We start from the raw sequence: 24,215 nt of genomic DNA, 5'->3' as shown, positions 1-24,215 counted from the left end.
GATCGCCGAGCTGAACGCCGACAACTTCGACCATTCCAACCTGCCGTTCATTCACGGGGCGGGCATCCGGCTGTTCCAGACCGGGCAGCGGCCGATCGCGAACAACTCGGTTCCGGCGGGTACGCCGCAGTGGGGCAAGGAGTTTAAGCAGGCTTCGCTCAAGTACGCGTACAGCACGCTGACCGTCGCCTCGCAAGGGTCGAACATGCCGTGGAGACACCATTACGTCGATCTGGACCCGACGTACAAGGACGCTTACGGCATTCCGCTCATCCGGATTACGTACGATTTCGAGGAGCAGGATCGTCAGCTCGTCAAATATATGGCGGCGAAGACGAAGGAAATTATGCAGGAGATGGGACCGACGACGGTCGGCTCGAACGACCAGCTCAACCCGTACAACATCGTGCCGTACCAATCGACCCACAATACGGGCGGAGCGGTCATGGGGGCCGATCCTTCGACGTCGGCGGTCAACTCGTATTTGCAAATGTGGGATGCGGAAAACTTGTTCGTCGTCGGCGCCTCCGCGTTCGCCCACAACAGCGGCAACAACCCGACGGCGACCGTGGGGGCCCTCGCCTATCGCGCGGCCGACGGCATCTCCAAATATTTGAAGCAGGGCAGCGGGCTCGTCGTCTGATCGCTTGCGGCCCTGCCGAGGAAAGCGAGCTGAACGCTCATGGATCAGGAAGAGTTGATCGTTCATTTGACCGAGGTGCGCAAACGGCTGCTCGTCGTATTCGGCTGGTTTTTCGCCATGCTGTGCGCCGGGCTGTACGTTTCGCCCCGGCTGCTGCTGATGCTGAAAAACCAGACGGCGACGGCGTCGGTCGAATGGAACGTGTTCGCGTTTACCGACGGGCTGTTCATTTACATGAAGTGCGCTCTGCTCGTGGCCGTCCTGTTCACGCTCCCCGTGCTGCTGTATCAGGTATGGGCGTTCGTTCGTCCGGGACTGACGGACGAGGAGGCGAAAGGGACGCTGGCGTACGTGCCGATCTCGTTCGCGCTGTTTCTCGGCGGCGCGTCGTTCAGCTACTTCGTCGTGTTCCCGATGATGCTCCGGTTTATGGAAAAGATGAACCGGACGATCGGCGCGGTCGAAACGTACGGCATCGACCGGTATTTCTCGTTTTTGTTCAGCGTCGTCTTTCCGATGGCGGTCGCCTTCGAGCTGCCGGTCGTCCTGCTGTTTCTGACGCGGCTCGGGCTGCTGACGCCGGGGAGGCTCAAGGCGGTGCGCAAATACGCTTACCTCGGTCTGGCGATCGTCGGCTCGTGCATTTCGCCTCCCGATTTCGTCTCGCACCTGTCGGTTACGATTCCGCTCATCGTGCTGTTCGAAATCAGCGTGCTCGTATCGGGCCGGCAATGGCGCTCGATGAAGGCGGCGGTTCCCGGGGAATGAATGCCAGGGGACCGGCCCCCCGATCGGGATCGGCACTCTAGGAAAGGAGGTCAAACGCATGCTCAACAATATCGGCGTTTCGGGCTTGATCATCATTTTGGCGATCGCGCTCGTCATTTTCGGTCCGGCGAAGCTGCCCCAGCTCGGACGGGCGTTCGGGGATACGCTTCGCGAATTCCGCAATTCGACCCGCGGCATCGTGGAAGACGGCGACCACGCGGAATCGAACGCGGCGCAAGAAGTGAAGCGGCTGCCGTAAGCGCGGGCGCAAGCAAAACAACCTCCCTGATGAGCCGACCGGCTCGGGAGGTTGTTTTTGATTTCGCCCTGAAAGCAGCATGCGAAGCGGAGGCCCCGGCATTACTGCTTGTCGGCCTCGCGCAAGGCGGCGGGCGAACGCGTCGCGCCGCCGTCCACCGGATCGTCCGATTCGACGAGCCGTTTGAGCGCGGCCATCTTGTTTTCCCAGTACCGCTCGAAATAGGCGAGCCAGCGTTTCAGCTCGAGCAGCGGCTCGGGCTCCATCCGGTATCGCGTTTCGCGGCCGACTTTTCGCTCCTTGACGAGCCCGGCGTCGGACAGGATGCGCAAATGCTTCGAGACGGCCGTCCGGCTCATCGGAAAATGGCTGCTGATGACGGTGACCGGCATTTCCCGCTCGTCCAGCAGAAGCAGCAGCTTGCGCCGGGTCGGATCGGCGATGGCCTGGAAGACGTCGTGCTTCGGAAGCGCGTCGCCGGACGCCGTTTTAGCCTTCGACATACGCCGCGAGCTTTTGATTCAGCCCGATCCAGCCTTGCGACATCCGCTCGCGTACGATCCGATGGGGATCGCCGAACTCGGTCAGCGTGTCCGCATCGCCCCATCCGCCGTGAATCAGCGTAAATTCCGTCTTGCCGCCGACCTCGGCCAGCTCGAACGTGAGCGTCCAATCTTTGCCCCACGTGAAGGAAAGACGGCGCGGCGGGTCGAGCTCCGTCACTTTGCAGGGCGAATCGCCGAACGGTCCGGCATGCAAAACGAATTCGTAGCCGAGCTCCGGTTGAAACGTATTGGGCATGAACCACGCGGCAATGCCTTCCGAAGTGGCGACGGCGTCCCACACTTTGCCGATCGGCGCGTTCAGCAGCTGCGTTTGGCGAATATCGGGCAGCGGATGCTTCGTTTGATTATCCATGGTCAACCTCCGATTTGTTTGTTTGGCCCGCCTTCACCCGATCCTCGCGGCGAAAGCGGATTGCCGACCATTTGTCGTCGATCGCGACGTTGCTGACGGCTCGGTACGAAGTCATGCTTTGCACCAATGCCCACAAACGATCCCGGTTCAAGTCGGAATTCATTTTCGAGCTCTGCTTCGGGTAGGCGATCCAGAATACCGCATCGTCGTTCAGCAGCGCGATCGCCCGGGGCAGCCATTCGTTCGCTTCCGCGGCATTATGAACGTACAGCAGCACAAAATCGTGCCCGTCGGTGCCCGCGGCGTCCGCGACGCCCAGACCGTAGCCGTCCGGCGCGTTCATGACGGCGGCCGATCCGCCTTTGTAGCGCAGCTTCTTCCGTATCGCTTCCTGATCCATTCGTTACCTCCGTTCGATATGAAACTGTTTGGTTTCGCATTTATGATACGACACCGTTTGGTTTCGTGTCAAGCGGGGGAGGGACCGGGAAACGATGGGTCCGGGCGCTTTCGTGCCGGACGAACCGCTCATCGCGCGAGCGGCGATGGCAAAACGCGGCCTGCGCACATTCGCCTCGGCGGTTTACAACCGTCCCGGTTTCCTTATATAATGAATTTAATTAATGATTAAGTAAAATCGGCGGCCTCAGACGGAGCCATGCCCGCAGCAAGGAAAGGAGACATTGCATGAAAGCGGTAGTCATCCAAAACGGCGCGGACCGCCAATTCGTCGCCGTCGCCGATTTGCCGGAGCCGACGCTCGCCGCGCCGGACGACGTGCTCATCCGGGTGCTGAGCGTCGGGCTGGACGGGACCGACCGGGAAATCGTCCGGGACCGGTACGGCGTATTGCCGGACGGTGCGGAGCGGATGGTGATCGGTCACGAGCTGTTCGGCGTCGTCGAGCGTGCGGGGGAGGCGGCCGGATTTTCGCCCGGCGAGCTCGTTACGGCGCTTGTCCGGCGGCCTTGCGGCAGCGACTCCTGCGTCCCGTGCGGCTCGGGGCAGCAGGATTATTGCGTCAGCGGCGCGTATACCGAACGCGGAATTCGCGGCGCCGACGGTTTTTTGTGCGAATATGTGGTCGAAAAAGCCCGTTACGTCGTGCCGGTCCCCGAAGCTTGCGCTTCTTACGGCGTACTCGTCGAGCCGCAAAGCATCGTCGAAAAAGTGTGGAACGAGATCGGCCATATCCAAAAGCGCGTCCGCTGGGAGCCGAAAACGGCGCTCGTAACGGGCTCGGGGCCGCTCGGCATTTTGGCGGCGGTTACATGCCGGAGCCTCGGCCTGGAGACGCACGTTTGGTCGATGTCGGGACGCGCCAGCGCAAACGCCGATCTGGTCCGCCGGTGCGGTGCGCATTACCATGACGCGGTCGATCGCAAGCCGGCCGACGCCGGATCGTCCGGGCGGCCGAATGACCCGTCCGGTTCCGGTCTGGACGAATATGCGGCCGTCCATCGGATCGAGCCGGACGTCATTTGGGAATGCAGCGGCCATCCGCCGCTCGCCTTCGAATCGATGAAGCTGCTCCGGCCGAACGGCGTGCTGGCGATACTGGGCGTCACGTCCGGAAACGGCCGCGCGGAAATACCGATCGCCGCGCTCAACCAGGAAATCGTGCTGAAAAACAAATGCATCGTCGGGTCGGTCAACGCCTCGCGAGCCGATTTCGAAACGGGCATTCGCCGTCTCCAAGAAATCGAGCGGCAATTTCCCGGACTGCTCGCCGGAATCGTTACCGATCGGCTTGCGATGGAGCAAGTGCCCGACCTCGATTTTTCCGCCATTGCGGTGAAAGCGGTCGTCGACGTGGCCGCTCGGGCATAGGGCAAAACGATCCCCGACACGTTAAACGGACGGAGGACGCCGCCGGCGGAATGACGTTTACAAGGCGCCGGTCGATTGATTATAATCGTATTAATTAAATTATTAAGGAAACTTGCGTTCGCATTAGGAGGAGACCCGGCATTCAGCCCAATAAAATCGCCTATTTGAAACAGGTGAAGCAAAGCAACATGTCCGAGGTGCTGGAGAAAATATGGCAGCACCAGCAAATATCGAGAGTGGAGCTGGTCGAGCATACCGGGCTTACGTCGGGCACGATTACGAACTTGACCCACGAGCTGATCGAGCGGAACGTGATCCGCGAGTTCGAAGCGATTTCCGGAAACGTCGGGCGGCGGCGAGTGATGCTCGGCTTCGATCCGGGCCAATACCGGATCATCGGACTTGACATCGGACGGGCTACGGTCGAAATCGTCGTCGTCGATCTGCACGGCAACGTGCTCCGCACGATCGAGCGCGACATGAGCGACAAGGCAGGACCGGACGACTATTTCGCCGTCATCGACCCGCTTTTGTCCGAACTGAAAAACGATATCGAGAAGGCGGGATATACGATACTCGGATTGGGCGCGGGCGTCCCCGGTCCGATGGATTACGGCGCCGGCAAGCTTCTCGATCCGCCCAATTTTCCCGGCTGGCAAGGCTATCCGCTGCGCAGCGTGCTCGAAGAAAAGTTCAGCCTCGTCACGATGATCGAGGACGACGCGCGCACGTCGGCCATGGCCGAACGCTGGTACGGCCTGGGGCGCACGATCCAGGATCTCGTCTTCATCACGATGGGCATCGGGATCGGCGGCGGCGTCGTGTCCGGCGGCAAAATCGTGCGCGGCACAAACGGGCTGTGCGGTCAAGTCGGCCATATGACGATCGTCATCGACGGGAACATGTGCGATTGCGGCAACCGCGGCTGCTGGGAAACGGTCGGTTCGATTCCCGGCATATTGAGCCGATGGCCGGGCGGCGGCTCGATGGACCGGTTCGCGGAGGCCGTCCGGGCCGGCGATCCCGATGCGGTGCGCTGCATGGAGGATACGCTCGGCTACCTGGAAACGGCGCTCATCAACGTTTTCAACTTGTACGATCCGGAACTGGTCGTGCTCGGCGGGCGGCTGTACCCGTATTTGGCGGACTATATGGCTCCGGTGCAGCGCCATTTGCGCTCGCGGCTGTACGCCTTTGCGAAGGACCGGCTGCGCATCGAGCCGTCGACGTTCGGCACGTCCCAAAGCGCGGTCGGGGCGGCGGCGCTCGTATTCGGTTTTTTGCTGTCCGAGCCGGTCCGGTTGTTATCGCTCGCCGAAGCGTAACGCAAGCGGCCCGGAGCGGCACGCAGCTCGTTCTCGCGGCGATTCGAAAAAGACGGCGCTTCGAACGCCCGCTTTTTTCGACAACTAAACTTAAAGAATAAGCAAATGCGTGCGAAAAAACGGCCGATAGTCCGGCCGGGGCGCATCGTTCGGGATTCGTCCACCACTATAGCGAAGGATGGGATGAGGATGCCAATCCGGTTGGCCCGCAAGGAATTCATTTTCAAAGACGAGCGTCCGTTCAAGTCTTGCCATGCCTCGACTTTGATCCGAAGCGACGACGGGGACGTGCTTGCCGCCTGGTTCGGCGGTACCGCCGAAGGGGCCCGGGACGTCGACATTTGGGCTTCGCTGCGCAGCGGCGGCGAAGACGGCAGCTGGAGCGAGCCCCGGCGCATCGCGGCAAGCGACGAGGAGCCGCTGTGGAATCCGGTGCTGTATCGGCGCGTCGACGGGCGCGTCGACCTGTACTACAAAGCCGGGCACAAAATCCCGTCATGGCGCACGCTCGTTTCGACCTCCTCCGATTTCGGCGGCGTCTGGTCTCCGCCGAAAGAGCTGGTCGAAGGGGACGTCGGCGGCCGCGGCCCGGTCAAAAACAAGCCGATCCGTTTGGCCGGCGGCTTGCTCGCCGCGCCGGCCTCCGTCGAAACGAAGGAGCGCTGGGACGCCTTCGTCGATTTATCGTCCGACGAGGGGGCGACCTGGAGCCGGACCGGCTTCGTTCCGCTTCGCCGCGCCGAACGTTCGTCCGGCGACGCCGTTCCGAAGCCCGGCGTCGTCGTCAACAAAGGCGTCATTCAGCCGACGCTGTGGGAGTCCGAGCCGGGCATCGTGCATATGCTGCTGCGCAGCACCGACCGCTTCATCTTCCGCAGCGACTCCGCCGACGGGGGCCGCACGTGGTGCGAAGCGTACGCGACCGGCGTGCCGAACAACAACAGCGGGATCGATTTGACGAAAATGGACAACGGGCTGCTGGCGCTCGTTTGCAACCCCGTGGAAAAAGGAAGGACCCCTCTCGTCGTCCGCTTTTCCGCCGATAACGGCAGCAGCTGGAACGACGAATTCGTCCTGGAGCGGGAGCCGGGCGAATATTCGTATCCGGCCGTGATCGGCTGCGGCAACGAGCTGCATTTGACGTATACGTGGAGAAGAGAACGGATCGCGTACTGGAAGCTGACGGTCGAATAGGCCCGGAACATGTATGGCCCGCAGCCGCGGCCGCAACCGGCCCGGGCGCCGCGCTGGCTTGATTGGCGCAAGCCTCGCTCGGCCTCTATTCCGTCTTGACCGTGCGCCCGAAGCGGCATATAGTTAGAGTGATCTGCACCGATATTTTCCAATTGGGGAGTGGGCGAGATGGGAAAATTGCGCTTCGGGTTCATCGGCACGGGCGGAATATCGCAATGGCACGGCAGACAGCTGCTGGAGCTTTCCGGGGAAGCGGAAATCGCGGCGCTGGCCGATCCGAATGCGGACAGCCGGGACAAGTTTATCCATAAGTTCGGTTTGGACGGGGTCGCCGTCCATGACGACTATCGCGATATGTTGAACGAATGCGCGCTGGACGCCGTCGTCATCTGCTCGCCCCATACGCTCCATTTCGAACAGGCGACCGACGCGCTGAAAGCCGGTTGCCACGTGCTCGTCGAAAAGCCGATGACATGCTCGTCGGCCGAAGCCGAGCGGCTGATCGCATCCGCGCGGGAGGCGGGCAAGCTGCTGCAGGTATCGTATCAGCGCCATTTTCAGCCGGAATTTTTATATATTCGCAAGGCGCTGCAGGACGGGGCGATCGGCAAGCTAACGTCGGTGACCGCTTCGCTGTATCAGGAATGGAAGCAGCTGACGGCCGGAAGCTGGAGAGCGGTCCCTTCGCTTTCCGGCGGCGGGATGCTGATGGATTCGGGCAGCCATATCGTGGACGTGCTGCTTTGGACGACGAACATGACGCCCGTCGAGGTCAAGCCGATGCTGCACCGTCACGGCGCCCCGGTCGAGATCGACTCGTTTACCGCCGTCCGCTTCGCCGAAGGTCCGATCGCGAGCTTGAACGTTGTCGGCTTCGCGCAAGGCTGGCACGAAACGTATATGTTTTGCGGCGAAGAAGGGGCGATCCGTTACGACAACGGCCGCATCGCGCTGCTCCGGCTCGGCAAGGAGCCCGAATACCCCGAGCTGCCGGCGCGGGAAACAAACCAGGACAAAAGCTTCGTCGACGCGATTCTCGGACGTCACGAGGTGCTCGTTCCGGGCGAATTCGCCCTGAAGGTCGTCCGTTTGACGGAGGACATCTATAAAGCGGCCGGTTACGACCCGCTCGCCGAAATCGATTGATAGAGGAACATATGTTTGGTAAACTGAAGCTGCAGCGTGCCGGCCGGTCGAATGCGTTTACGCGTTATTCGGCGAGCGGCGCATGCAGCTTTTTGATATATCCGCGATTCGGGGCCGGCTTGCGTGCAAGAAAAGGGCGCCGAGCCCGAAATCGCCGAAAGGAGTCGGAGCGGGATGGAAGTCGCCTTGCGCCGGGAGGCCAAATTTATTTGCGAAGATTTCGATTCCGTCCGGGACGCGCTGGCGGAGCTCGGGGCGCAGCCGGGCGGCGTCAAGCTTCAGACGGACTATATCTTTACACGCGGCGACGTACCCGGGGGAAAGATCAAAGCGCGGGACGAAGGCGGCGGGGTTTTGCTCGTTTACGTGTACGCCAGGGCGGACGACGAACGCGAGGTCCGTTTCGATTATTTCGAGATCCGGGACGGCGGGCTCGTCGATTTGCTGCGCTCGCTGTACGGCGAGCCGACGATCGTGCGGAAGCGAAGAGAACGATGGGCCGACCGCCGGTTCCTGTTTCATCTGGATGAGGTGGAAGGCGTCGGAAACGTGTTCGAAATCGAAACGGTCGGGAACGCCGAGCCGGCCGACCTTGCGGTGTACGGGGAGAAGCTGCGCCCTTATATGCGAAACAAGCTCGATTGTTCCAACGAAGATTTGATCGTAAAAAGGGGGCGGCTCCCCTGAACGCGTCCCTTAACGCGGCCGGCGAGGGCGGTTACGGCAGCGCGCAAATCGGCCGGCTGATCGACATCGTCCTGTCCAGTCCGACGATGGAGAAGCTGCTGCGAAGCGCCCCGCGGCTCGGGCTGGGCGACTATTATATCGGCGCGGGCTGCGTTGCGCAAACGGTATGGAACCGTTTATCCGGCTTGCCGCCGGAATACGGCATCCAAGACATCGACCTCGTTTATTTCGACGACGCGGACTTGTCCGAAGACGGCGAACGACGAACGGCCCTTGAGGCGGAACGGCTGTTTGCCGAGCTGCCGATCCGGCTCGACGTGAAAAACGAGGCGCGCGTCCACCTGTGGTACGAACGGCGTTTCGGCTATCCGATCGAGCCGTACGGCTCGCTGGAGGAGGCGATCGATACATGGCCGACGACGGCGACCGCTATCGGCGTTCGCGCGGACGGTCAAGGCGGATGGCGCGTATACGCCCCCTACGGGCTGGACGATTTGCTCGGCCTGATCGTTCGCCCGAACAAAGTGCAAATTACGCGGCACATTTACGAAGCGAAGACGGCGCGATGGACGTCGAGATGGCCCGGATTGAACGTCGTCCCCTGGGACGGCGAATAGCGATCCCGATTTTTATGGAAAGGCTCGATCATCCGCGGATGGCCGCACGTTAGCCAAGCCGCCCCTCATATACATACAGTACGACACCAGGATGAGGGGACGATGCAGGATGGCCGTATGTCCGACGATGAGATACCGAAACGTTACGCCGACCGTGTTCCGCACGCTGCAGACGCTCGGCAAGAAGAAAGGAATTTCGATTCCGAACGCGCCGACGGGCAGCTTCTCGATTCAGGTCGCCGGTCTGAAGGTCGGCTTCCAATACGCATGGGACGCGCGAAGCGGCAGCCTGTCGCTGAACTGCGTCTCGAAGCCGCCGCTGCTCGGCTGCTCGACGATCAGAAGCTTTGCCGACAAAATCGTCGCCGAAAGCGGCGGCAAATCGGCTTGACGCTCCGGCCGACCGCGCGCACGATCCGGCGATCGTCCCGATCCCGGATCTTTGGCGGTCCGGTCGGTCGCCTCCGGTTTGCGCGGTTTCTCGGCGCGGCGAAAAGGATAATCGCATCGCGGCATCGAATACGTATGCGCTTCGTTCTTTTCGTGGGGAGGGAACTCGGGTGAAAATCCGCAGCAACGGATGGGTTCACCGGTTGATTCGGGAACGCGCGGCCGGAGGACGGCAAATCGAACGAGATTTGGCGCTGTACAAATTCGCGCTTGAAAACGCATACGAGGGCATCGTCGTCGCGGACGCGAAAGGCTACGTGCTGTCGGCGAGCCGGACGTACGCTTCGTTTCTTCAGCTGGACGCGGCGGATATGATCGGCAAGCATGTGACGGACGTCATCCCGAACACCCGGCTGCACATCGTCGCCGAAACGGGCAAGGCGGAAATCGCCGACCTGCAGCAAATTCGCGGTCATTGGATGATCGCGAGCCGCATCCCGATCCGCAGCGGCGGCGAATTGGTCGCCGTCGTCGGCAAAATTATGTTCCAGGACATCGACAACCTGTTCGAAATGAACGCCAAATATAAGGAAATCAAGGCGCACCTGCATTACGGCGAGGCGAAAAGCCGGGACGCGTCCGGAGCGAAGTACGGCTTCGAGCATATCGTCGGGAACAGCGAGCCGATCCGCAAGCTGAAGACGATGGCGTCGAAAATCGCGAAAAGCGACAGCACCGTATTGATCAGCGGGGAAAGCGGGACCGGCAAGGAACTGCTCGCCCATGCGATTCATCGCGAAAGCATGCGCCGGTTCGGCCCGTTCGTCGCGGTCAACTGCTCCGCCATCCCGGAGGCGCTGTTCGAATCCGAGCTGTTCGGCTACAAGGAAGGCTCGTTCACCGGGGCGAGGCGAAGCGGGAAAAAAGGCAAGTTCGCGCAGGCGAACAAAGGGACGATTTTCCTCGACGAAGTCGGCGAGCTGCTGCCGTCCCAGCAGGCGAAGCTGCTGCGGGTGCTGCAGGAGAAGGAAATCGAGCCGGTCGGCGCGGACAAGCCCGAGCCGGTCGACGCGCGCGTCATTGCGGCGACGAATCGGGATTTGGCGAAGCTCGTCCGGGAAGGGGCGTTTCGCGAAGATTTGTTTTACCGGCTCCATGTCGTCCCGCTCCGCCTTCCTCCGCTGCGCGAGCGGGCGGAGGATATTCCGGCGATATTGGGCGCATTGCTGCCGCAGCTTTCCAAGGAAACCGGCATTCCGGCCGAAGGCGTCGACGCGGAATGCGAGCGGCTGCTGATGCGGTACGGCTGGCCCGGCAACGTGCGCGAGCTGCGCAACGTCGCGGAGCGGGCGCTGTACGCGATGGAGGGCGCCGTGCTGAACCGCGCCGCTTTGCCGGCGGAGATCGTTGCCGCCGCTTCGGCGGACGAGCGATCGGGCCGCGGCGGATCGGCGCCTCTGACGCCCGGGGATTCGGCCGCGGAGGCAGAAGGGACGTGGAAGGCGAAAATGGCCGAATTCGAGAAACGGCTGCTGCAGGATGCGATCGACCGGGCCGAGGGCGACAGGCGGAAAGCGGCGGCGCTGCTCGGCATGAGCAAGTCGAGCCTGTATCAGAAGGCGGAGCAGTACGGCATTGTCGCGCGGACGATGCCGAACGGCCGAGCGGGAGACGGCGCGGTGAACGACAGGCGATAACGGCCGCGACGTTTTTTTATTGAACGATCGCGATAGGCCAACAGTAAGCCGGGTCGCCGGAACCGTACCGCACGCACGGCGGGCGGCCCGAGATCGACGCTCGAGCGGCCGAAGCCGCACGCTCTCCTCGATAACGCGGCAGCCTTTACGCAAAACAGGATTTCTCGACAACCGGAAAACCTCACGTTATTTTGTCGATTTCCACGCTGTCGGCCTTGATTTGCGGGAAAACCTCCCGTACCCTTTTCCAAAATCGCGCTTTTTACCGATGCGGCGTCGGTTTAACGGGAGTTTTTCCGGGTACATCGAGCCGAGGCGCGACAAAGGACAGATTAGAAGGAGAAATTCCGGTTATATGGGCTGTACGACCGGGCGGCAGGGGAGACAACGGACGCGAAAACGTAGGGGATTGCTAGCGATCCTCGGCCGCTTGTGCGGCGGTTGTCCCTTTGCATTCGGCTCGGTCCGGAAAGATCGATCGTGCAACCTGTGAGCGTTAAGAAGCAAGCTGAACGACGATAGGCGAAAAATGACCGGCGGCGATGATCGCGGACATGCCGGGTTAGTCGGATTGTTCGGATGCAATGCCGGATTACAGGAGAATAAGCCGGAAGGGGTGCCGCAGCTATCATGAATACCCGATACGAAACGCTTGCGAAACGCGCCGCCGCTTTCGGGCAGGAGCATGTGCTCCGCTTTTACGATTCGCTGTCCGACGATTCGAAGCGCCGGCTGTTGGATCAAATCGAAGCGATCGATTTCCCGGCGTTCGCCGCGCTCGCGGACGGAGCGAAACGGAACGCCGCCGTTGCCGGCCGGATCGCGCCGATCGAAGCGATCGATGCGACGGCGTATGATGCGCGAGAAAAGGAAAGGCTTACGGAAAAAGGCTGGGAGCTGCTCCGCCAAGGCAAAGTCGCCGCTTTCGTCGTCGCCGGCGGGCAAGGAAGCCGCCTGGGGCACGAGGGGCCGAAAGGAACGTTCCGCATCGGGCTGCCTTCGGGCAAGTCCTTGTTCCAGCTGCAGGCGGAGCGGCTGCTGAACTTATCCGGCCGGGCCGGCCGGACGATTCCTTGGTACGTGATGACGAGCGCGGACAACGACGCCGAAACGTCGCGCTTTTTCCAATCGTCCGGGTATTTCGGGTATGCGCCCGACGATATTCGCATGGTCAAGCAGCAAAGCTTGCCGGCGATCGACGAGGCCGGCCGCATGCTGCTGGCGGCCCGGGACGAGATCGGCTTCGCCCCGAGCGGAAACGGCGATGCGTTCGCCTCGTTGAAGCGGTCCGGCGCGTTGGCCGATATGAAGCGGAGAGGGATCGAGTGGGTGTTTTACTACAACGTGGACAACGCCTTGATCCGGATCGCCGATCCTTTGTTCGTCGGCGCCGCCGCCCATTACGGCAACCCGATCGCGACGAAGGCGGCGTACAAAACGCATCCGGAGGAAAAAGTCGGCGTGCTGTGTCTGAAGGACGGCCGCCCCGCCGTCTTGGAATATTCCGAAGTGCCCGAACGGCTGTTATACGAGAAAGACGCCGCCGGACGACTTGTTTACGGCTTGGGCAATCTTTCGATCCACCTGTTCCGGCTCGATTTCATCGAGCGCCATGCGGAACGGGACATCGCGTACCATGCGGCGCACAAAAAAATAAAGACGGTCGACGGCAGAGGCGAGCCTTTCACGCCCGATGCGCCGAACGGCTGCAAGCTCGAGACGTTCATTTTTGACTATTTCCCGCTTGCCGAGCGGATGACCGTATTGAGCTTTCGTCGGGAGGAAGAGTTCGCGCCGGTCAAAAACAAAGAAGGCGAAGACAGCCCGCGGACGGCCTGCCGCCTCGTGCTCGACTTGCACCGGAAATGGCTGGCCGAGGCGGGGGCGGGGCCGCAGCCGCCGGACGGACGCGACATCGAAATATCGCCGCTCGTTTCGTATGCCGGCGAAGGGCTGACGCCCGATGTCGTAAAGTCGCTGCTGGAGCGGGTCCCGTCATGCGACGGAGAGGGGGAGTCCGGATGAAGCTGCTGATCGTCCAGCCGAAGCTGGAACCGCGCACGGATCGGCTCGAGCTGGAGCTCAATCGCCGCCCGGACGCCGATATGGCGATTTTTCCGGAAGGCTATTTGAATCAAAACGTGGAGGAAGCCCGCCGTCTTGCCCGCAGCAGCGATACGATCTTGGCGACCGGGCACCGCCGGACGGACGAGAAGCCGAAGGACCGGGCGATCGTCATCGACCGGTCGGGCGACATCGTACTGGAGCGCGCCAAATACGGCGCGCCCGAAATCGCGATCGCGGGAGGGCGGAGGATCGGGTTCGTCCTGTGCGACGAGCTCGTGCTGCGAGGACTCGGCGGGGCGGAGGAGGCCGGCGTCGACTTGATCGTGCATCCGATCGGGGTAGGCATGTTCAGCGACGAACAGTTCGACGAGTGGATTCGGGCGGCCCGGCGGCTGGCCGCCGCGTGCCGGGCGACGATCGTCGGGACGAGCCATGCCGACGGGGCTTATCGGGACAGCCCCGTATCGATTCCGATCGCCTATTGCATCGATTCGTCCGGCGAACCGTTGTTTATCGCCAAAGACGACGTCCGCACCCGCATCGTCGATTTGGAGGCGAAAACCGTCGTCGTCGTCGAGCCGTCGCAATAGGCGGCCGCCTGGTATCGCGATCATCTCGGCTTTACGATCGGTCCGCACGATTACGGCTTCCTTCGCGGAGCTTCATCTGCAAGGCCAGCATGTCATGCACCTGCTCAAGGGTGAACGCGCGGCGCCGCTCGAGCGGCCAAGCTTTTATCTCGATACGGCCGACATCGAGGCGGCGTACGAATCGCTCCGCGTGAAGGGCGTCCGGCTTTTGAGCGGCGCCGGTTGTCCTTTCCATCTTCGGCCCTTCAGCTGGTGGAATCGTTCCGGCCGATCGCAGACGTTATGACCGATATGACCTGTTCGGCCGTCAGTGCCCTTGCCTCCGGAGCCGGCAGCCGAATATCCTTGATGGTCGGATCTTCCGGCAGCAGGTCGGGCACCTTCTGACTTAACTAGCTCATGAATAAAGAGAGGTGCACCTTGTGGTTGTTGACCGTTGCCGGCGCAAAATGCGCTTTTTGGTCCGGATCATCCGGAAACAGATAATTGAGCCAAGCCTCCACTTCCCGACGCGTTACTGCGGAGACACGCACGCGGCCGAACCGAGCTTCAAAAAAATCGATAAAACGCTGCAGCTGTAGATCGATCTTTTTTTCAACCTCCCCGGATCGAGCACCGCGGATCTCCTCTTCCATAAATCGTTCCTTCCACAACGGAAGGCTGTCTTCGGACGCGCCGGGAAGTCGAAATAACAAAGTATCAACACCCGGCTCAGCGGACGTACTTATCGATGATGTCCAATTGTTAAAAGTAACCGGCGCCACCGGCGCTACGGGCGACACCGGCTCTACTGGTGCTACCGGCGCTACCGGCGTTACCGGCGTTACCGGCGCTACTGGTGCTACGGGCGACACCGGCGCTAATAGCGAACCTGACTATGGCTTTCTAACCACCCGGTTCAATATGAATATGGACATGCCAACCCTATGGTCTTCTTTCATACGCCGTTCTATTTCTTCTGTAATCGTATGACTTTCTGCAACGCTCATTTTCTCATCGACCATTATCGTGACATCGAGCAATACGTAGTTACCGTGTGCTCTGGCTTTAATGTCTTTCAGATTTTGCACACCAGGTGTTGTTCGTATTGTTGTTTTAAATTGAAACAATTCATTTTTATGAAACCCGTCGGATAAAGAATGAATCGCATCGCGGAATATTTCATACGCAGTCTTACAGATTATGACTCCGACAGCCGTGGCCGCGAACGGATCGAGCCAGTTCAAACCGAATTGGGCACCAAGTATTCCTACAAATGCCTCTAAACTAACGAATGCATCAGAACGATTATCCTGTGCAGCTGCCATCACTGCACTACTATTCGTCCGTTTTGCCAGTTTTAGGTTATATCTATAAACCACAAACATTACAATCCCACAAACAAGCGCCGTCCACGCTGTTACCATGCCCGGTATACGAATCGTGTCTTCGAAAAAGGTCATTACGGCTTGAACCAAAACTTGAATTCCTGCAGCCGCCATAATAAGCGATGCAATTAAAGTAGCAGTCGTCTCTGCCCGAAAGCGGCCGTATTTATGATTTTGATCCGGCGGTCTCCTTGAGATTCGAAGGCCAATCAATACAGCTACGGAAGCAATAATGTCGGTCGTATTATTTAATCCATCTGCCTGTAGCGCTTCGGAAAAAAACAAGTATCCTATCGTTAATTTTAATACGGATAATCAAATATAAGCGATTATGCTTACCCAAGCGCCTCTTTCCCCTTGCTGCAAGTTGTTATACACAACCGACTTTTTCTCTCGACTAACTTTACGCTACTATAGAAAAGGTTCAAACTCTGTTTTTGGCGATAGCCGTTCCGTGACAAACCTGATCCGCCATAGGATGATCCTGAATACCTTAATACGAAAGGGCAGTTTGGCCATCATCCTCTATGATTATTCAAATATGAGTTCTTGCATCGATTTCACTGGCTTTCCACACAAACTATTTTCAAATAGGTCAATAATGAATAGGAAACGTTCAGCTTCACGAAACACATGATCGGCCAAAAGGGGATGAATGATGCTCTTTATACGGCATGCCTCAATTAAATCACGTGCTGTCCTTTTGAAGTCACGAAGAGATGTAACCGAAACTCTGTTTTGGTCGAGGAATTGATCAAGAAGTGGTACGGTCTGCGATTGGGGTCGCATGGATTCTAAATCTCTTGCTTGAAACAACAATTGATCGAAATCGTGGCTGAAATCGTTTGCTTGCTCGACAAGCTTCCGTTCGGAAGGATCAAGCAAATGACTGATGAATTTGGCATGATCGGCCATAATTCTCAGAAAAAAAACGTTTTCGTCAATAATGGCGTCGGGCAACGGCTCCAACCTACCCGAATTAAGCTCAGCCAACCGATTTCTGAAATAGTTCGCCTCCCTGCTTACATGATCGACCAGCAAAGGGAAATTATTTGCCCCTGGCAGCTGACACGTCAAAATCAATCCAAGCACTTTTCGTTTAAAAGCCCAAATGTGTGAAACGGCATTATAAATTTCTTCATTAAATTTTCGGATCGTTTGAGGGTCCGTTCCGATCGTAAATGCATTGGCCCTGTTCTCGATTGATTCGAAAACACCATAAAAGTAATTGGCTTCATAGATCAGTTGCGTGTCTTCACATCGAAATCCCAATTTTAAAAAAAGAGAATGCTCCTTCATGATTCGAGACCAAAATCGAACTTCATCCAATGAGCGCTCCACAAAAGCGTCTGTCATCCAAATTCCCTCCCGCGTTTTTTAATTCTTCTGAATTATATGTGCAGATGTCCGGATATTGAATTGTCCCAATCGATCAACGATGATCTTTTTCGTATCCACGTCGGTACACAATAAATCAAAAAAAGCGTAGCGCGGACAATTCGCAATACGCTTAAGCTTGAAGCAGACGATAATTGACGGCGAGGTAGCTCGTCGAATCGATCAGGAGGATCTGTACGCGGTCAAGACAGCCAATGCTACAATTCTGATTGAAAAGCAACGCTGGGTGTATCAACGGTATCGGTTCTACGCGCATCAGCTCTGGAGGGCATTCACTTTAATTCGGGATCCAGACGCAAAGAAGGCTGTCGATTACAGGTTCATGCAGGGATACTCTTACAAGGAGACGTTGTTGTTCTTCCGCTATGGCTTGATCCGCAGGAAGATACTTGAGGGAACCGAAAGTATGGCCAATACATTGAAGCTAATGGGATTCTTTGAGCAGGATCATGAGGAGTTTTAAAGAATAGGCGGGTAAGACAAGCTGTCCTCATCGGGCAGCTCTCTTGTTTTTATAACAAAACAAAGGTTTTAATAAAATAGGTTGACCGGCGCTCTTTTATCATCATATTTTTCCTAAAAACAACAAATAGAAAGAAATAACTACAAAAAATGAGTCTGAAGTACCTAATTTATAATTATTTTATATTATACTTTTAAGTTATGTTAAAATTTTCAACTATTTAACTGCTCGTACGACATGGCAAACCCATTGAAAAGTGGGGACGCAAAGCTATAGGGGCTAACGGATTTGCTGAGCAATGCAAATGCTACCGCCAGCCAGCTGCCGAATACGACGGAGGCCTCCGTCTGTTTTTGGACACAGGCCTACTTTTTTTTAAGATGCTTAAAATTTTGAGCAAATGATAGCCGGAGCTCTTAGCTTTGTCTATAGGTAAAAATTAAACATCATGGAGGGAAGAGGTTATAGAGGAAATTATAACAGTTGGTGCAGTTGAGGCGAATGAAGGATACATAATGCCTCCCTTTACAATGGCAAGCCGATAGAGTCACTTATGAAAAAAATCTCGAATGTGTAATACTATCGGCTAACTTTAATGCTGGCAGGTTTAGAAAAAAGACACCGAAAGTGAATTGAACTGGAGGTCGAAAAAATGAACTTGCGGTTAATGAAACGGGCCGCCATCACAGCAGCTACAGCTTTAATCGTCAGCAATTGGCTGCCACTAGCGCCGCTTGGGAACCAAACAGCACATGCAGATCCATCTCAGTTTCCTTGCGGGAATAGAGTTGCATTAATTAACGGTAGTTTTGAAGACCCTGACTTGTTGAATCCCCCTAGTAATTCTGTCCGTCATGATGGTGTTCAATGGAAGACGATTTATGATGACTTTGTACCTGGCTGGGAAACTACTGATAGTTCAGGAAGTATTGAATTTGCGTCACCAACTAAACTTGGCATACATCCTAATATTAATAACAAATATCATATAACTGATGTTCCAGATGGAGAACAGTTTGTGGAATTGAACGCTTATGAATTTGGTCAATTGTATCAGGATGTCCAAACAATACCGGGACAAACCATTAGTTGGCGACTATCACACAGAGCTGTATATCTAAACCAGGTGCATGGGTTCGATACCATGGCTGTCAGAATAGGCTCAAGTACAACTGATCCAAGTAAACTACCTGTTGTTGAAACAATAAAAACTCACACTTCCCAAGGATGGGTGGAGTATCGTGGGACTTATAAAGTTCCTGAGAGTCAAACCGTAACGCGATTTGGTTTCGAATCAGTTGGAAGTGTCGCTGGAGCTCCGAATACTGGTAATTTCTTGGATGACATATTCCTAGGCACAGAGCCGTGTGGTGTTGTAACAAAGTCCGTAGACCCCGCTGATAATGTACAGGAAGCAGATGTTTTAACCTATACGGTCAACTTTATAAATGATGGAGGGGACGAGACAAGCAACACATTATTTACGGACCTTATCCCCGACGGAACAGAATACATCCCCGGCTCCCTAGAAATCGTATCCGGACCTAACAGCGGGAAACTTACGGATGCAGCGGGAGATGACCAGGGTGAGTTTCTGGCAAGTGAAAATCGGGTAGTCGTTCGCTTAGGCAACGGAGCGAATGGAAGCCAAGCAGGCAGAATCCCGAACGTCGACGTCTTACCTGACGGGACAACGGTCCAATTTAAAGTAAAAATCCTCTCGAAATACAAAACGACTGCCGTCTCCAACCAAGCAACTGTGGAGTACGACAATTTGTTGTCAGGGGATCATGAAACCCGGAAATCCAACGGCGTTACGGTCGAAGTGAATCGTCCGCCGATCGCACCGAATTTCGAAGAAACAACATGGAAAGGCACAACCGCAACCGGAAGCGTGTACGGCGTGGACGCAAACGGCGATACGCTAACGTTCGCCCAAGGAACCGCTCCTAAAAATGGTACGGTAACCGTCAATCCGGATGGAACGTGGAGGTATACTCCTGATCCAAATTTTGTCGGTGAAGATACCTTCACGGTCATAGTCGAAGATGGCAAAGGTGGAACCTCCACCTCAACGGTGACGGTCAACGTAAAGGAGCCGCCGAATAACCCGCCGGTGACCAAAAATTACGACGTAACGACGCAGAAGGATACATCGGTAACGGGCAGTGTCTATGGAAGCGATCCGGATGGAGATACGCTTGCGTACGCCATCGAAAGTGATCCGAAGCACGGTACGGTAGTCGTCAATTCCGACGGAACGTGGGAGTACGTGCCGGATCCGGGCTATGTCGGTCCGGATATTTTCACGGTCATAGTAAGTGACAGAAATGGCGGATACACCACATCGACGATAACGGTGGACGTAAAGGATAAGCCGAATAACCCTCCAGTATCTTCTGGTAAAGAAGTAACGACAGAAAAAGGCACTTCCGTGACAGGTGATGTGTATGGCACCGACCCGGATGGTGATCCATTGACGTATACCCCTGGCAAGCAACCGGGGAACGGAACCGTCATTGTGAATCCGGACGGAAGCTGGAAGTATACTCCTGATCCAAATTTTGTCGGTGAAGATAGCTTCACGGTTATCGTTGACGATGGCAAGGGAGGTAAAACTGAGGTTGAAATTATCGTTGTAGTAACGGAACCAACGACTCCACCACCAACAAATCAACCTCCAGTATCTCCTGATAAAGAAGTGACGACGGACAAAGGTACATCCGTAACGGGCGATGTTTACGGAACGGATCCGGATGGAGATCCATTAACGTATACTCCGGGCAAGCAACCGGGGAACGGAACTGTCATTGTGAATCCAGATGGAAGCTGGAAGTATACTCCTAATCCTGACTTTGTCGGCGAAGACAGCTTCACTGTCATTGTGGATGACGGAAAGGGTAACAAGACCGAGGTTACGGTTACTGTTCGAGTAACAGAGCCGAGTACACCTCCAACAAATCCTGGGGATGGCACGAATCCGACAGACCCAGGGAACGGTACGAACCCTACTGATCCGGGCAACAGTACCAACCCAACAAATCCAGGGAATGGAACGAATCCAACGGATCCGGGCAACGGAACGAACCCGACGGATCTAGGGAACGGCACCAACCCAACAAATCCAGGTAATGGCACGAACCCTACTGATCCGGGTGACGATACGGATACGGGAGGACCGGGAGACAACTCGACATCTCCGCCTCAATCTGGAGGTGACTCCTCGTCCGGAGAGAACGATGGAGCGCAATCTCCAAGCGATGAAAACGTCGGAGGAGATTCCAATGTACCAGTCGGGGCAAAGGGTGGCAACCAACTGCCGAATACTTCAACAAATCTCTTCAACTTGGGACTTGCAGGACTCATCGCCTTGTGCGCTGGCTTGGTCCTCATGTTCAGAAAAAGAAAAGCTTGATTGACGAAAGAAAGCAAACACAATTTCCTTTGGGAAGGTGTTTGCTTTCTTCTTTTTCGTGATTTGTCGATAGGTTCTTACGAGCCAGCATCTTAATAAGAGATGCTTGGTTAAAAACGGCTTGAGAATTTAAATAGCATCCATCGATTCATGCGCACGCTTCCGAAAAAGGAAGGTGGCTCACCTGCAGAAGAGCCTGGACTAGTAGACTACTGGACGGGATTCTTTGAGTACAGTATTCAACATGCACAGGCATTCATCCATAACGTGAACGATGAGGGTAAACATGAAGAACAAGATCGTTATTGAAGGCGCGAGGGAAAATAATCTCAAAAACATTTCCATCACGATTCCAAAGCATTCCATTGTGGAAAATCTTCACTTATATTCGATACAATTGCAGCTGAGGCGAAACGGCAGCTCAACGAAACATGTACCGACTTGGCCCGCAATCGACTGCCAAAATACGGCCAACCCGATGTGGACCGTAAGCCAACTTATCTGAGCCAATTATTATCAATCAGAAACGTCTGGGTGGCAACTCACGTTCAACGGTAGGTACCATTACCGATATCTACGCGTTGCTCAGACTTCTCTTTGCTCGGGCCGGTGAACCATACGTCGGGTATTCCAACGCTTATTCATTCAATGACCCTGAGGGCTTGTGTCCGCAATGCGAGGGCTTGGGGACAATGGTATCGCTTGGCACCAGGCTCGGAAGGTGTTAAAGATACCATGAGACAGTTTCGACGGTCCGGTCGGACCATTCCGATTTTCGCTTCACCGATTTGGAAGGAAACGTCGTCGGCGTGTCGCAGTTCCGGCAATAACGAATGAAGCGGCGACGAGGGTTGCCGGACAATGGCGGGGTCGGCGCGCCGGCCGCTTGGACACGATTCGGCGAATGAGGCGGGGGCAAGTCTTCCGCCTCTTTTTATTTGCTGCCGTTGCCGCGGCGGGTGCATGCAAACAAGCGAATCGAGCGCAGCCGCTTCCGGCCGGCGGCATTTGCGGGAAGCCGCATTCGGATGCTTCATCGTTCCGAAATGTTGTACGCCGCGTTCCGGGTTTGCGGAAAACGCATGCGCCGCCCGCCGCCGCCGTCGCGCAAAAGTCCGTTTTGTCGCGCTTCCTTCGGTTGGCACGATTATTGCTTAGCAATAAGTCGCAGTCAGCTAGTAAAGGAGTGATTCCATGCGCAAGCCGGTATACGCCGCCTATGGGGAAGCGGTTTCCGACATACGCGACGGCGCGACCGTCATGGTCGGGGGGTTCGGATTGGTCGGCATTCCGGAACATTTGATTTTGGCGCTCGCCGAATCGGACGTGAAGCGGTTGACGGTCATTTCGAACAATTGCGGCATCGACGATTGGGGGCTCGGCCTGCTGCTTCGGCGCAAGCAAATCGGCAAAATCATCGGGTCGTACGTCGGCGAAAACAAAGAATTCGAGCGGCAAATGCTGTCCGGGGAGCTGGAGGTGGAGCTCGTGCCGCAGGGCACGCTCGCCGAACGCATTCGGGCCGGCGGCGCCGGAATCCCGGCGTTTTACACGCCTGCGGGCGTCGGCACGCCGATCGCCGAAGGCCGGGAGGTGCGGCAGTTCGGCGGCCGCACTTATTTGCTCGAGCACGCGCTGAAAGCGGACTTCAGCCTCATTCGCGGCTGGAAGGCGGACCGCGGCGGCAACGTCGTTTACCGGAAGACGGCCCGCAATTTCAATCCGCTCATGGCCGCGGCGGGGGGCGTGACGATCGCCGAGGTCGAGCAGCTGGTCGAGATCGGGGAGCTGGACCCGGACGCGATCCATACGCCGGGCATTTACGTGCAGCGTCTCGTCGTCGGAGCGCAGCAGAAACGAATCGAGAAACGGACGACGCGGGGAGGGACGGCGCCATGAACGGCAGCGGGAAGGATTCGGCGCGGACGATGCGGGAAACGATCGCGAGGCGCGCCGCGAGGGAGCTCGGCGACGGCTTTTACGTCAATTTGGGCATCGGCATTCCGACGCTTGTGGCGAATTACATTCCGTCCGGAATGAACGTCATGCTGCACTCGGAAAACGGGCTGCTCGGCATCGGACCTTATCCGGCCGAAGAGGAGGTCGACCCGGACTTGATCAACGCCGGCAAAGAAACGGTCACCGCGCTGGCCGGCGCGGCGTTTTTCGACAGCGGCGAGTCGTTCGCGATGATTCGCGGCGGTCATATCGACCTGGCGATTCTCGGCGCGATGGAGGTGTCGGGCCGCGGCGATTTGGCCAACTGGCTCGTGCCCGGCAAAATGGTGAAAGGAATGGGCGGGGCGATGGATCTCGTGCACGGCGCCAAAAAGGTCGTCGTCGTCATGGAGCACACGGCCAAAGACGGCAGGCCGAAAATCGTCGACCGCTGCAGCTTGCCGCTGACCGGCGAGCGCGTCGTGCACCGGATCATTACGGACAAAGCCGTCATCGACGTCACCGGCGAAGGGCTCAGGCTGCGCGAGGTGGCCGCCGGCTGCACCGTACGGGACGTCCGGGAGACCGTCGGGCCCGAGCTGCTCACAGACGGGCGGGTGAAGCTGGATGCTTATTAGAGGAGAGGGCCCGTATGCTGAACGGTAAAATCGTATTCGTTACGGGCGCGGCCGGCGGCATCGGCTTCCGCATCGGCGAAGCTTGCGCCGAGCAGGGCGCCGCCGTCGTCATGAGCGATCTCGACGGGGAAAAGGCGGAGGAGGCGGCCGCCCGGCTGAGAAGCCGCGGGCTTGCCGGCGTCGGCCTGCGCTGCGACGTCGCCGACGAGCCGGATTTGACCCGGGCGCTCGATGCCGCGATCGCCGCCTACGGGCGCATCGACGTGCTCGTCAACAACGCCGGCATGCAGCACGTCGCCTTGCTCGAGCAGTTTCCGGTCGACAAGTTCGAGCGGATGGTGCGCATTATGCTGACCGCCCCGTTTATCGCGATCCGGCACCTGTTTCCGACGATGAAGCGGCAGCGGTACGGGCGCATCCTCAATATCGCCTCGATCAACGGCCTCGTCGGCTTCGCCGGAAAAGCGGCCTACAACAGCGCCAAGCACGGCTTGATCGGCTTGACCAAGGTAGCGGCGCTCGAAGGGGCGGAGCACGGCATTACGGTAAACGCGATATGTCCGGGCTATGTGGATACGCCGCTCGTCCGCAACCAGCTGGACGACGTGGCGCGCAGCCGCCAAATCGGTCGGGAGCGCGTGCTGGAAGAAGTCATTTACCCGCTCGTGCCGCAGCGAAGGCTGCTGTCGGTCGACGAAGTCGCCGATTACGCCGTCTTTTTGGCGAGCGACAAGGCGGGCGGCGTGACCGGGCAGGCGATCGTCATCGACGGCGGCTATACGGCCCAATAGCCGTTCCGTTTACGGAAGCGAAGCGCTATCTGTAAAGGGCCGTCGGCTTCAAGCTGACGCGAAAGGAAGGGGAT

24 protein-coding genes, 2 pseudogenes and 1 riboswitch are annotated in these 24,215 nt (G+C 57.5%); of the genes and pseudogenes, 19 read left to right on the top strand and 7 right to left on the bottom strand.

Features of this window, described 5'->3' with window-relative positions:
* The 3 genes from PV407_RS23050 to tatA form a co-directional block, all read left to right on the top strand.
* The coding region (locus PV407_RS23050) for a GMC oxidoreductase (protein WP_332092349.1) at positions 1–643 on the top strand (643 nt) is incomplete at its 5' end.
* Positions 644–682: 39 nt separating this feature from the next.
* A complete protein-coding gene (gene tatC, locus PV407_RS23045; protein WP_332092348.1) occupies positions 683–1,411 on the top strand; it encodes a twin-arginine translocase subunit TatC in 729 nt (242 codons plus the stop codon).
* A gap of 58 nt (positions 1,412–1,469) precedes the next feature.
* Positions 1,470–1,670 (top strand): twin-arginine translocase TatA/TatE family subunit, encoded by a 201-nt coding sequence (gene tatA, locus PV407_RS23040; RefSeq protein WP_332092347.1) that lies wholly within the window; start codon positions 1,470–1,472, stop codon positions 1,668–1,670.
* Between the two features lie 101 nt (positions 1,671–1,771).
* Here tatA and PV407_RS23035 read toward each other — a convergent pair whose 3' ends face one another.
* The 3 genes from PV407_RS23035 to PV407_RS23025 are packed head-to-tail and all read right to left on the bottom strand — an operon-like array spanning position 1,772 to position 2,988.
* Positions 1,772–2,173: an ArsR/SmtB family transcription factor gene (locus PV407_RS23035; RefSeq protein ID WP_332092346.1), complete on the bottom strand. Its 402-nt coding sequence runs from the start codon at positions 2,171–2,173 to the stop codon at positions 1,772–1,774.
* The gene (locus PV407_RS23030) at positions 2,160–2,588 is read right to left on the bottom strand and encodes an SRPBCC family protein (RefSeq protein ID WP_332092345.1); all 429 of its coding nucleotides are present in this window, start codon (positions 2,586–2,588) and stop codon (positions 2,160–2,162) included. Before PV407_RS23030 ends, PV407_RS23035 begins: the two co-directional genes overlap by 14 nt.
* Positions 2,581–2,988, bottom strand: a complete 408-nt coding sequence (locus PV407_RS23025; protein WP_332092344.1) for a hypothetical protein — start codon at positions 2,986–2,988, stop codon at positions 2,581–2,583. The genes PV407_RS23030 and PV407_RS23025 overlap by 8 nt, the downstream gene beginning before the upstream one ends.
* A 287-nt stretch (positions 2,989–3,275) precedes the next feature.
* Between PV407_RS23025 and PV407_RS23020 the strand changes: the two genes are divergently transcribed.
* From PV407_RS23020 to PV407_RS22975, 10 genes are all read left to right on the top strand, one after another.
* On the top strand, positions 3,276–4,418 hold the full coding sequence (locus PV407_RS23020; protein ID WP_332092343.1) for a glucose 1-dehydrogenase: 1,143 nt from the start codon (positions 3,276–3,278) through the stop codon (positions 4,416–4,418).
* 188 nt (positions 4,419–4,606) lie between these two features.
* Positions 4,607–5,743: an ROK family transcriptional regulator gene (locus PV407_RS23015; RefSeq protein WP_332092342.1), complete on the top strand. Its 1,137-nt coding sequence runs from the start codon at positions 4,607–4,609 to the stop codon at positions 5,741–5,743.
* Positions 5,744–5,932: 189 nt separating this feature from the next.
* Positions 5,933–6,937 (top strand): sialidase family protein, encoded by a 1,005-nt coding sequence (locus PV407_RS23010; RefSeq protein WP_332092341.1) that lies wholly within the window; start codon positions 5,933–5,935, stop codon positions 6,935–6,937.
* A 168-nt stretch (positions 6,938–7,105) separates the two neighbouring features.
* Positions 7,106–8,083 carry a Gfo/Idh/MocA family protein gene (locus PV407_RS23005; protein WP_332092340.1) on the top strand — a complete coding sequence of 326 codons (978 nt, stop codon included), beginning with the start codon at positions 7,106–7,108 and terminating at the stop codon, positions 8,081–8,083.
* Positions 8,084–8,257: 174 nt separating this feature from the next.
* Entirely contained in the window at positions 8,258–8,770 is a 513-nt protein-coding gene (locus tag PV407_RS23000; protein WP_332092339.1) for a CYTH domain-containing protein, read from the top strand.
* Complete coding sequence (locus tag PV407_RS22995) at positions 8,725–9,387, top strand: nucleotidyltransferase family protein (protein ID WP_332092338.1); 663 nt, start codon at positions 8,725–8,727, stop codon at positions 9,385–9,387. The genes PV407_RS23000 and PV407_RS22995 overlap by 46 nt, the downstream gene beginning before the upstream one ends.
* 109 nt (positions 9,388–9,496) lie before the next feature.
* Positions 9,497–9,778 (top strand): hypothetical protein, encoded by a 282-nt coding sequence (locus PV407_RS22990; RefSeq protein WP_332092337.1) that lies wholly within the window; start codon positions 9,497–9,499, stop codon positions 9,776–9,778.
* 169 nt (positions 9,779–9,947) lie between these two features.
* Positions 9,948–11,474 carry a sigma-54 interaction domain-containing protein gene (locus PV407_RS22985; RefSeq protein WP_332092336.1) on the top strand — a complete coding sequence of 509 codons (1,527 nt, stop codon included), beginning with the start codon at positions 9,948–9,950 and terminating at the stop codon, positions 11,472–11,474.
* 630 nt (positions 11,475–12,104) lie between these two features.
* Positions 12,105–13,499 (top strand): UDPGP type 1 family protein, encoded by a 1,395-nt coding sequence (locus PV407_RS22980; protein ID WP_332092335.1) that lies wholly within the window; start codon positions 12,105–12,107, stop codon positions 13,497–13,499.
* On the top strand, positions 13,496–14,131 hold the full coding sequence (locus PV407_RS22975) for a hypothetical protein (protein WP_332092334.1): 636 nt from the start codon (positions 13,496–13,498) through the stop codon (positions 14,129–14,131). Before PV407_RS22980 ends, PV407_RS22975 begins: the two co-directional genes overlap by 4 nt.
* Before the next feature lie 31 nt (positions 14,132–14,162).
* On the opposite strand, the gene PV407_RS22970 is transcribed toward PV407_RS22975, so the two are convergent.
* The 4 genes and pseudogenes from PV407_RS22970 to PV407_RS22955 form a co-directional block, all read right to left on the bottom strand.
* A complete protein-coding gene (locus tag PV407_RS22970; RefSeq protein WP_332092333.1) occupies positions 14,163–14,366 on the bottom strand; it encodes a hypothetical protein in 204 nt (67 codons plus the stop codon).
* A gap of 157 nt (positions 14,367–14,523) precedes the next feature.
* Complete coding sequence (locus PV407_RS22965) at positions 14,524–14,766, bottom strand: hypothetical protein (RefSeq protein WP_332092332.1); 243 nt, start codon at positions 14,764–14,766, stop codon at positions 14,524–14,526.
* A 250-nt stretch (positions 14,767–15,016) separates the two neighbouring features.
* A pseudogene (locus PV407_RS22960) lies at positions 15,017–15,876 on the bottom strand (cation diffusion facilitator family transporter).
* 153 nt (positions 15,877–16,029) lie between these two features.
* The gene (locus tag PV407_RS22955) at positions 16,030–16,854 is read right to left on the bottom strand and encodes a DUF2935 domain-containing protein (RefSeq protein WP_332092331.1); all 825 of its coding nucleotides are present in this window, start codon (positions 16,852–16,854) and stop codon (positions 16,030–16,032) included.
* A gap of 160 nt (positions 16,855–17,014) precedes the next feature.
* On the opposite strand from PV407_RS22955, the gene PV407_RS22950 reads away from it, so the two are divergent.
* The 6 genes and pseudogenes from PV407_RS22950 to PV407_RS22925 all read left to right on the top strand — a co-directional run bounded on the left by PV407_RS22950 (position 17,015) and on the right by PV407_RS22925 (position 24,141).
* The gene (locus PV407_RS22950) at positions 17,015–17,359 is read left to right on the top strand and encodes a hypothetical protein (protein WP_332092330.1); all 345 of its coding nucleotides are present in this window, start codon (positions 17,015–17,017) and stop codon (positions 17,357–17,359) included.
* A 229-nt stretch (positions 17,360–17,588) separates the two neighbouring features.
* Positions 17,589–17,688, top strand: a riboswitch (cyclic di-GMP riboswitch).
* Positions 17,689–18,011: 323 nt separating this feature from the next.
* Positions 18,012–20,774, top strand: a complete 2,763-nt coding sequence (locus PV407_RS22945; protein WP_332092329.1) for an Ig-like domain-containing protein — start codon at positions 18,012–18,014, stop codon at positions 20,772–20,774.
* A 274-nt stretch (positions 20,775–21,048) separates the two neighbouring features.
* Positions 21,049–21,478 (top strand): annotated as a pseudogene (locus PV407_RS22940) (excinuclease ABC subunit UvrA); the annotation flags it as partial.
* 490 nt (positions 21,479–21,968) lie between these two features.
* A complete protein-coding gene (locus PV407_RS22935; protein WP_332092328.1) occupies positions 21,969–22,673 on the top strand; it encodes a CoA transferase subunit A in 705 nt (234 codons plus the stop codon).
* Positions 22,670–23,350: a 3-oxoacid CoA-transferase subunit B gene (locus PV407_RS22930; protein WP_332092327.1), complete on the top strand. Its 681-nt coding sequence runs from the start codon at positions 22,670–22,672 to the stop codon at positions 23,348–23,350. The genes PV407_RS22935 and PV407_RS22930 overlap by 4 nt, the downstream gene beginning before the upstream one ends.
* A 14-nt stretch (positions 23,351–23,364) precedes the next feature.
* On the top strand, positions 23,365–24,141 hold the full coding sequence (locus PV407_RS22925; protein ID WP_332092326.1) for a 3-hydroxybutyrate dehydrogenase: 777 nt from the start codon (positions 23,365–23,367) through the stop codon (positions 24,139–24,141).
* Positions 24,142–24,215 lie beyond the last annotated feature (74 nt).

The sequence above is a fragment of the Paenibacillus sp. GYB003 genome (genome assembly GCF_036577625.1).
Taxonomy (GTDB): domain Bacteria; phylum Bacillota; class Bacilli; order Paenibacillales; family NBRC-103111; genus Paenibacillus_AB.
The sequence above is the reverse complement of the archived record's forward strand: the minus strand, read 5'-3'. Positions and strand labels throughout refer to the sequence as shown.

Excerpts from the sequence above, each read along its gene's own strand:
- tatA (WP_332092347.1), top strand. The coding sequence starts at position 1,470 with ATGCTCAACAATATCGGCGTTTCGGGCTTGATCATCATTTTGGCGATC.
- PV407_RS22925 (WP_332092326.1), top strand. The coding sequence starts at position 23,365 with ATGCTGAACGGTAAAATCGTATTCGTTACGGGCGCGGCCGGCGGCATC.
- PV407_RS23030 (WP_332092345.1), bottom strand. The coding sequence starts at position 2,588 with ATGGATAATCAAACGAAGCATCCGCTGCCCGATATTCGCCAAACGCAG.
- PV407_RS22945 (WP_332092329.1), top strand. The coding sequence starts at position 18,012 with ATGAACTTGCGGTTAATGAAACGGGCCGCCATCACAGCAGCTACAGCT.
- PV407_RS22975 (WP_332092334.1), top strand. The coding sequence starts at position 13,496 with ATGAAGCTGCTGATCGTCCAGCCGAAGCTGGAACCGCGCACGGATCGG.
- PV407_RS23035 (WP_332092346.1), bottom strand. The coding sequence starts at position 2,173 with ATGTCGAAGGCTAAAACGGCGTCCGGCGACGCGCTTCCGAAGCACGAC.
- PV407_RS22990 (WP_332092337.1), top strand. The coding sequence starts at position 9,497 with ATGGCCGTATGTCCGACGATGAGATACCGAAACGTTACGCCGACCGTG.
- PV407_RS22965 (WP_332092332.1), bottom strand. The coding sequence starts at position 14,766 with ATGGAAGAGGAGATCCGCGGTGCTCGATCCGGGGAGGTTGAAAAAAAG.
- PV407_RS23015 (WP_332092342.1), top strand. The coding sequence starts at position 4,607 with ATGTCCGAGGTGCTGGAGAAAATATGGCAGCACCAGCAAATATCGAGA.
- PV407_RS22935 (WP_332092328.1), top strand. The coding sequence starts at position 21,969 with ATGCGCAAGCCGGTATACGCCGCCTATGGGGAAGCGGTTTCCGACATA.
- PV407_RS22955 (WP_332092331.1), bottom strand. The coding sequence starts at position 16,854 with ATGACAGACGCTTTTGTGGAGCGCTCATTGGATGAAGTTCGATTTTGG.
- PV407_RS22970 (WP_332092333.1), bottom strand. The coding sequence starts at position 14,366 with ATGGAAAGGACAACCGGCGCCGCTCAAAAGCCGGACGCCCTTCACGCG.
- PV407_RS23000 (WP_332092339.1), top strand. The coding sequence starts at position 8,258 with ATGGAAGTCGCCTTGCGCCGGGAGGCCAAATTTATTTGCGAAGATTTC.
- PV407_RS22980 (WP_332092335.1), top strand. The coding sequence starts at position 12,105 with ATGAATACCCGATACGAAACGCTTGCGAAACGCGCCGCCGCTTTCGGG.
- PV407_RS22930 (WP_332092327.1), top strand. The coding sequence starts at position 22,670 with ATGAACGGCAGCGGGAAGGATTCGGCGCGGACGATGCGGGAAACGATC.
- PV407_RS23020 (WP_332092343.1), top strand. The coding sequence starts at position 3,276 with ATGAAAGCGGTAGTCATCCAAAACGGCGCGGACCGCCAATTCGTCGCC.
- PV407_RS23025 (WP_332092344.1), bottom strand. The coding sequence starts at position 2,988 with ATGGATCAGGAAGCGATACGGAAGAAGCTGCGCTACAAAGGCGGATCG.
- tatC (WP_332092348.1), top strand. The coding sequence starts at position 683 with ATGGATCAGGAAGAGTTGATCGTTCATTTGACCGAGGTGCGCAAACGG.
- PV407_RS23005 (WP_332092340.1), top strand. The coding sequence starts at position 7,106 with ATGGGAAAATTGCGCTTCGGGTTCATCGGCACGGGCGGAATATCGCAA.
- PV407_RS23010 (WP_332092341.1), top strand. The coding sequence starts at position 5,933 with ATGCCAATCCGGTTGGCCCGCAAGGAATTCATTTTCAAAGACGAGCGT.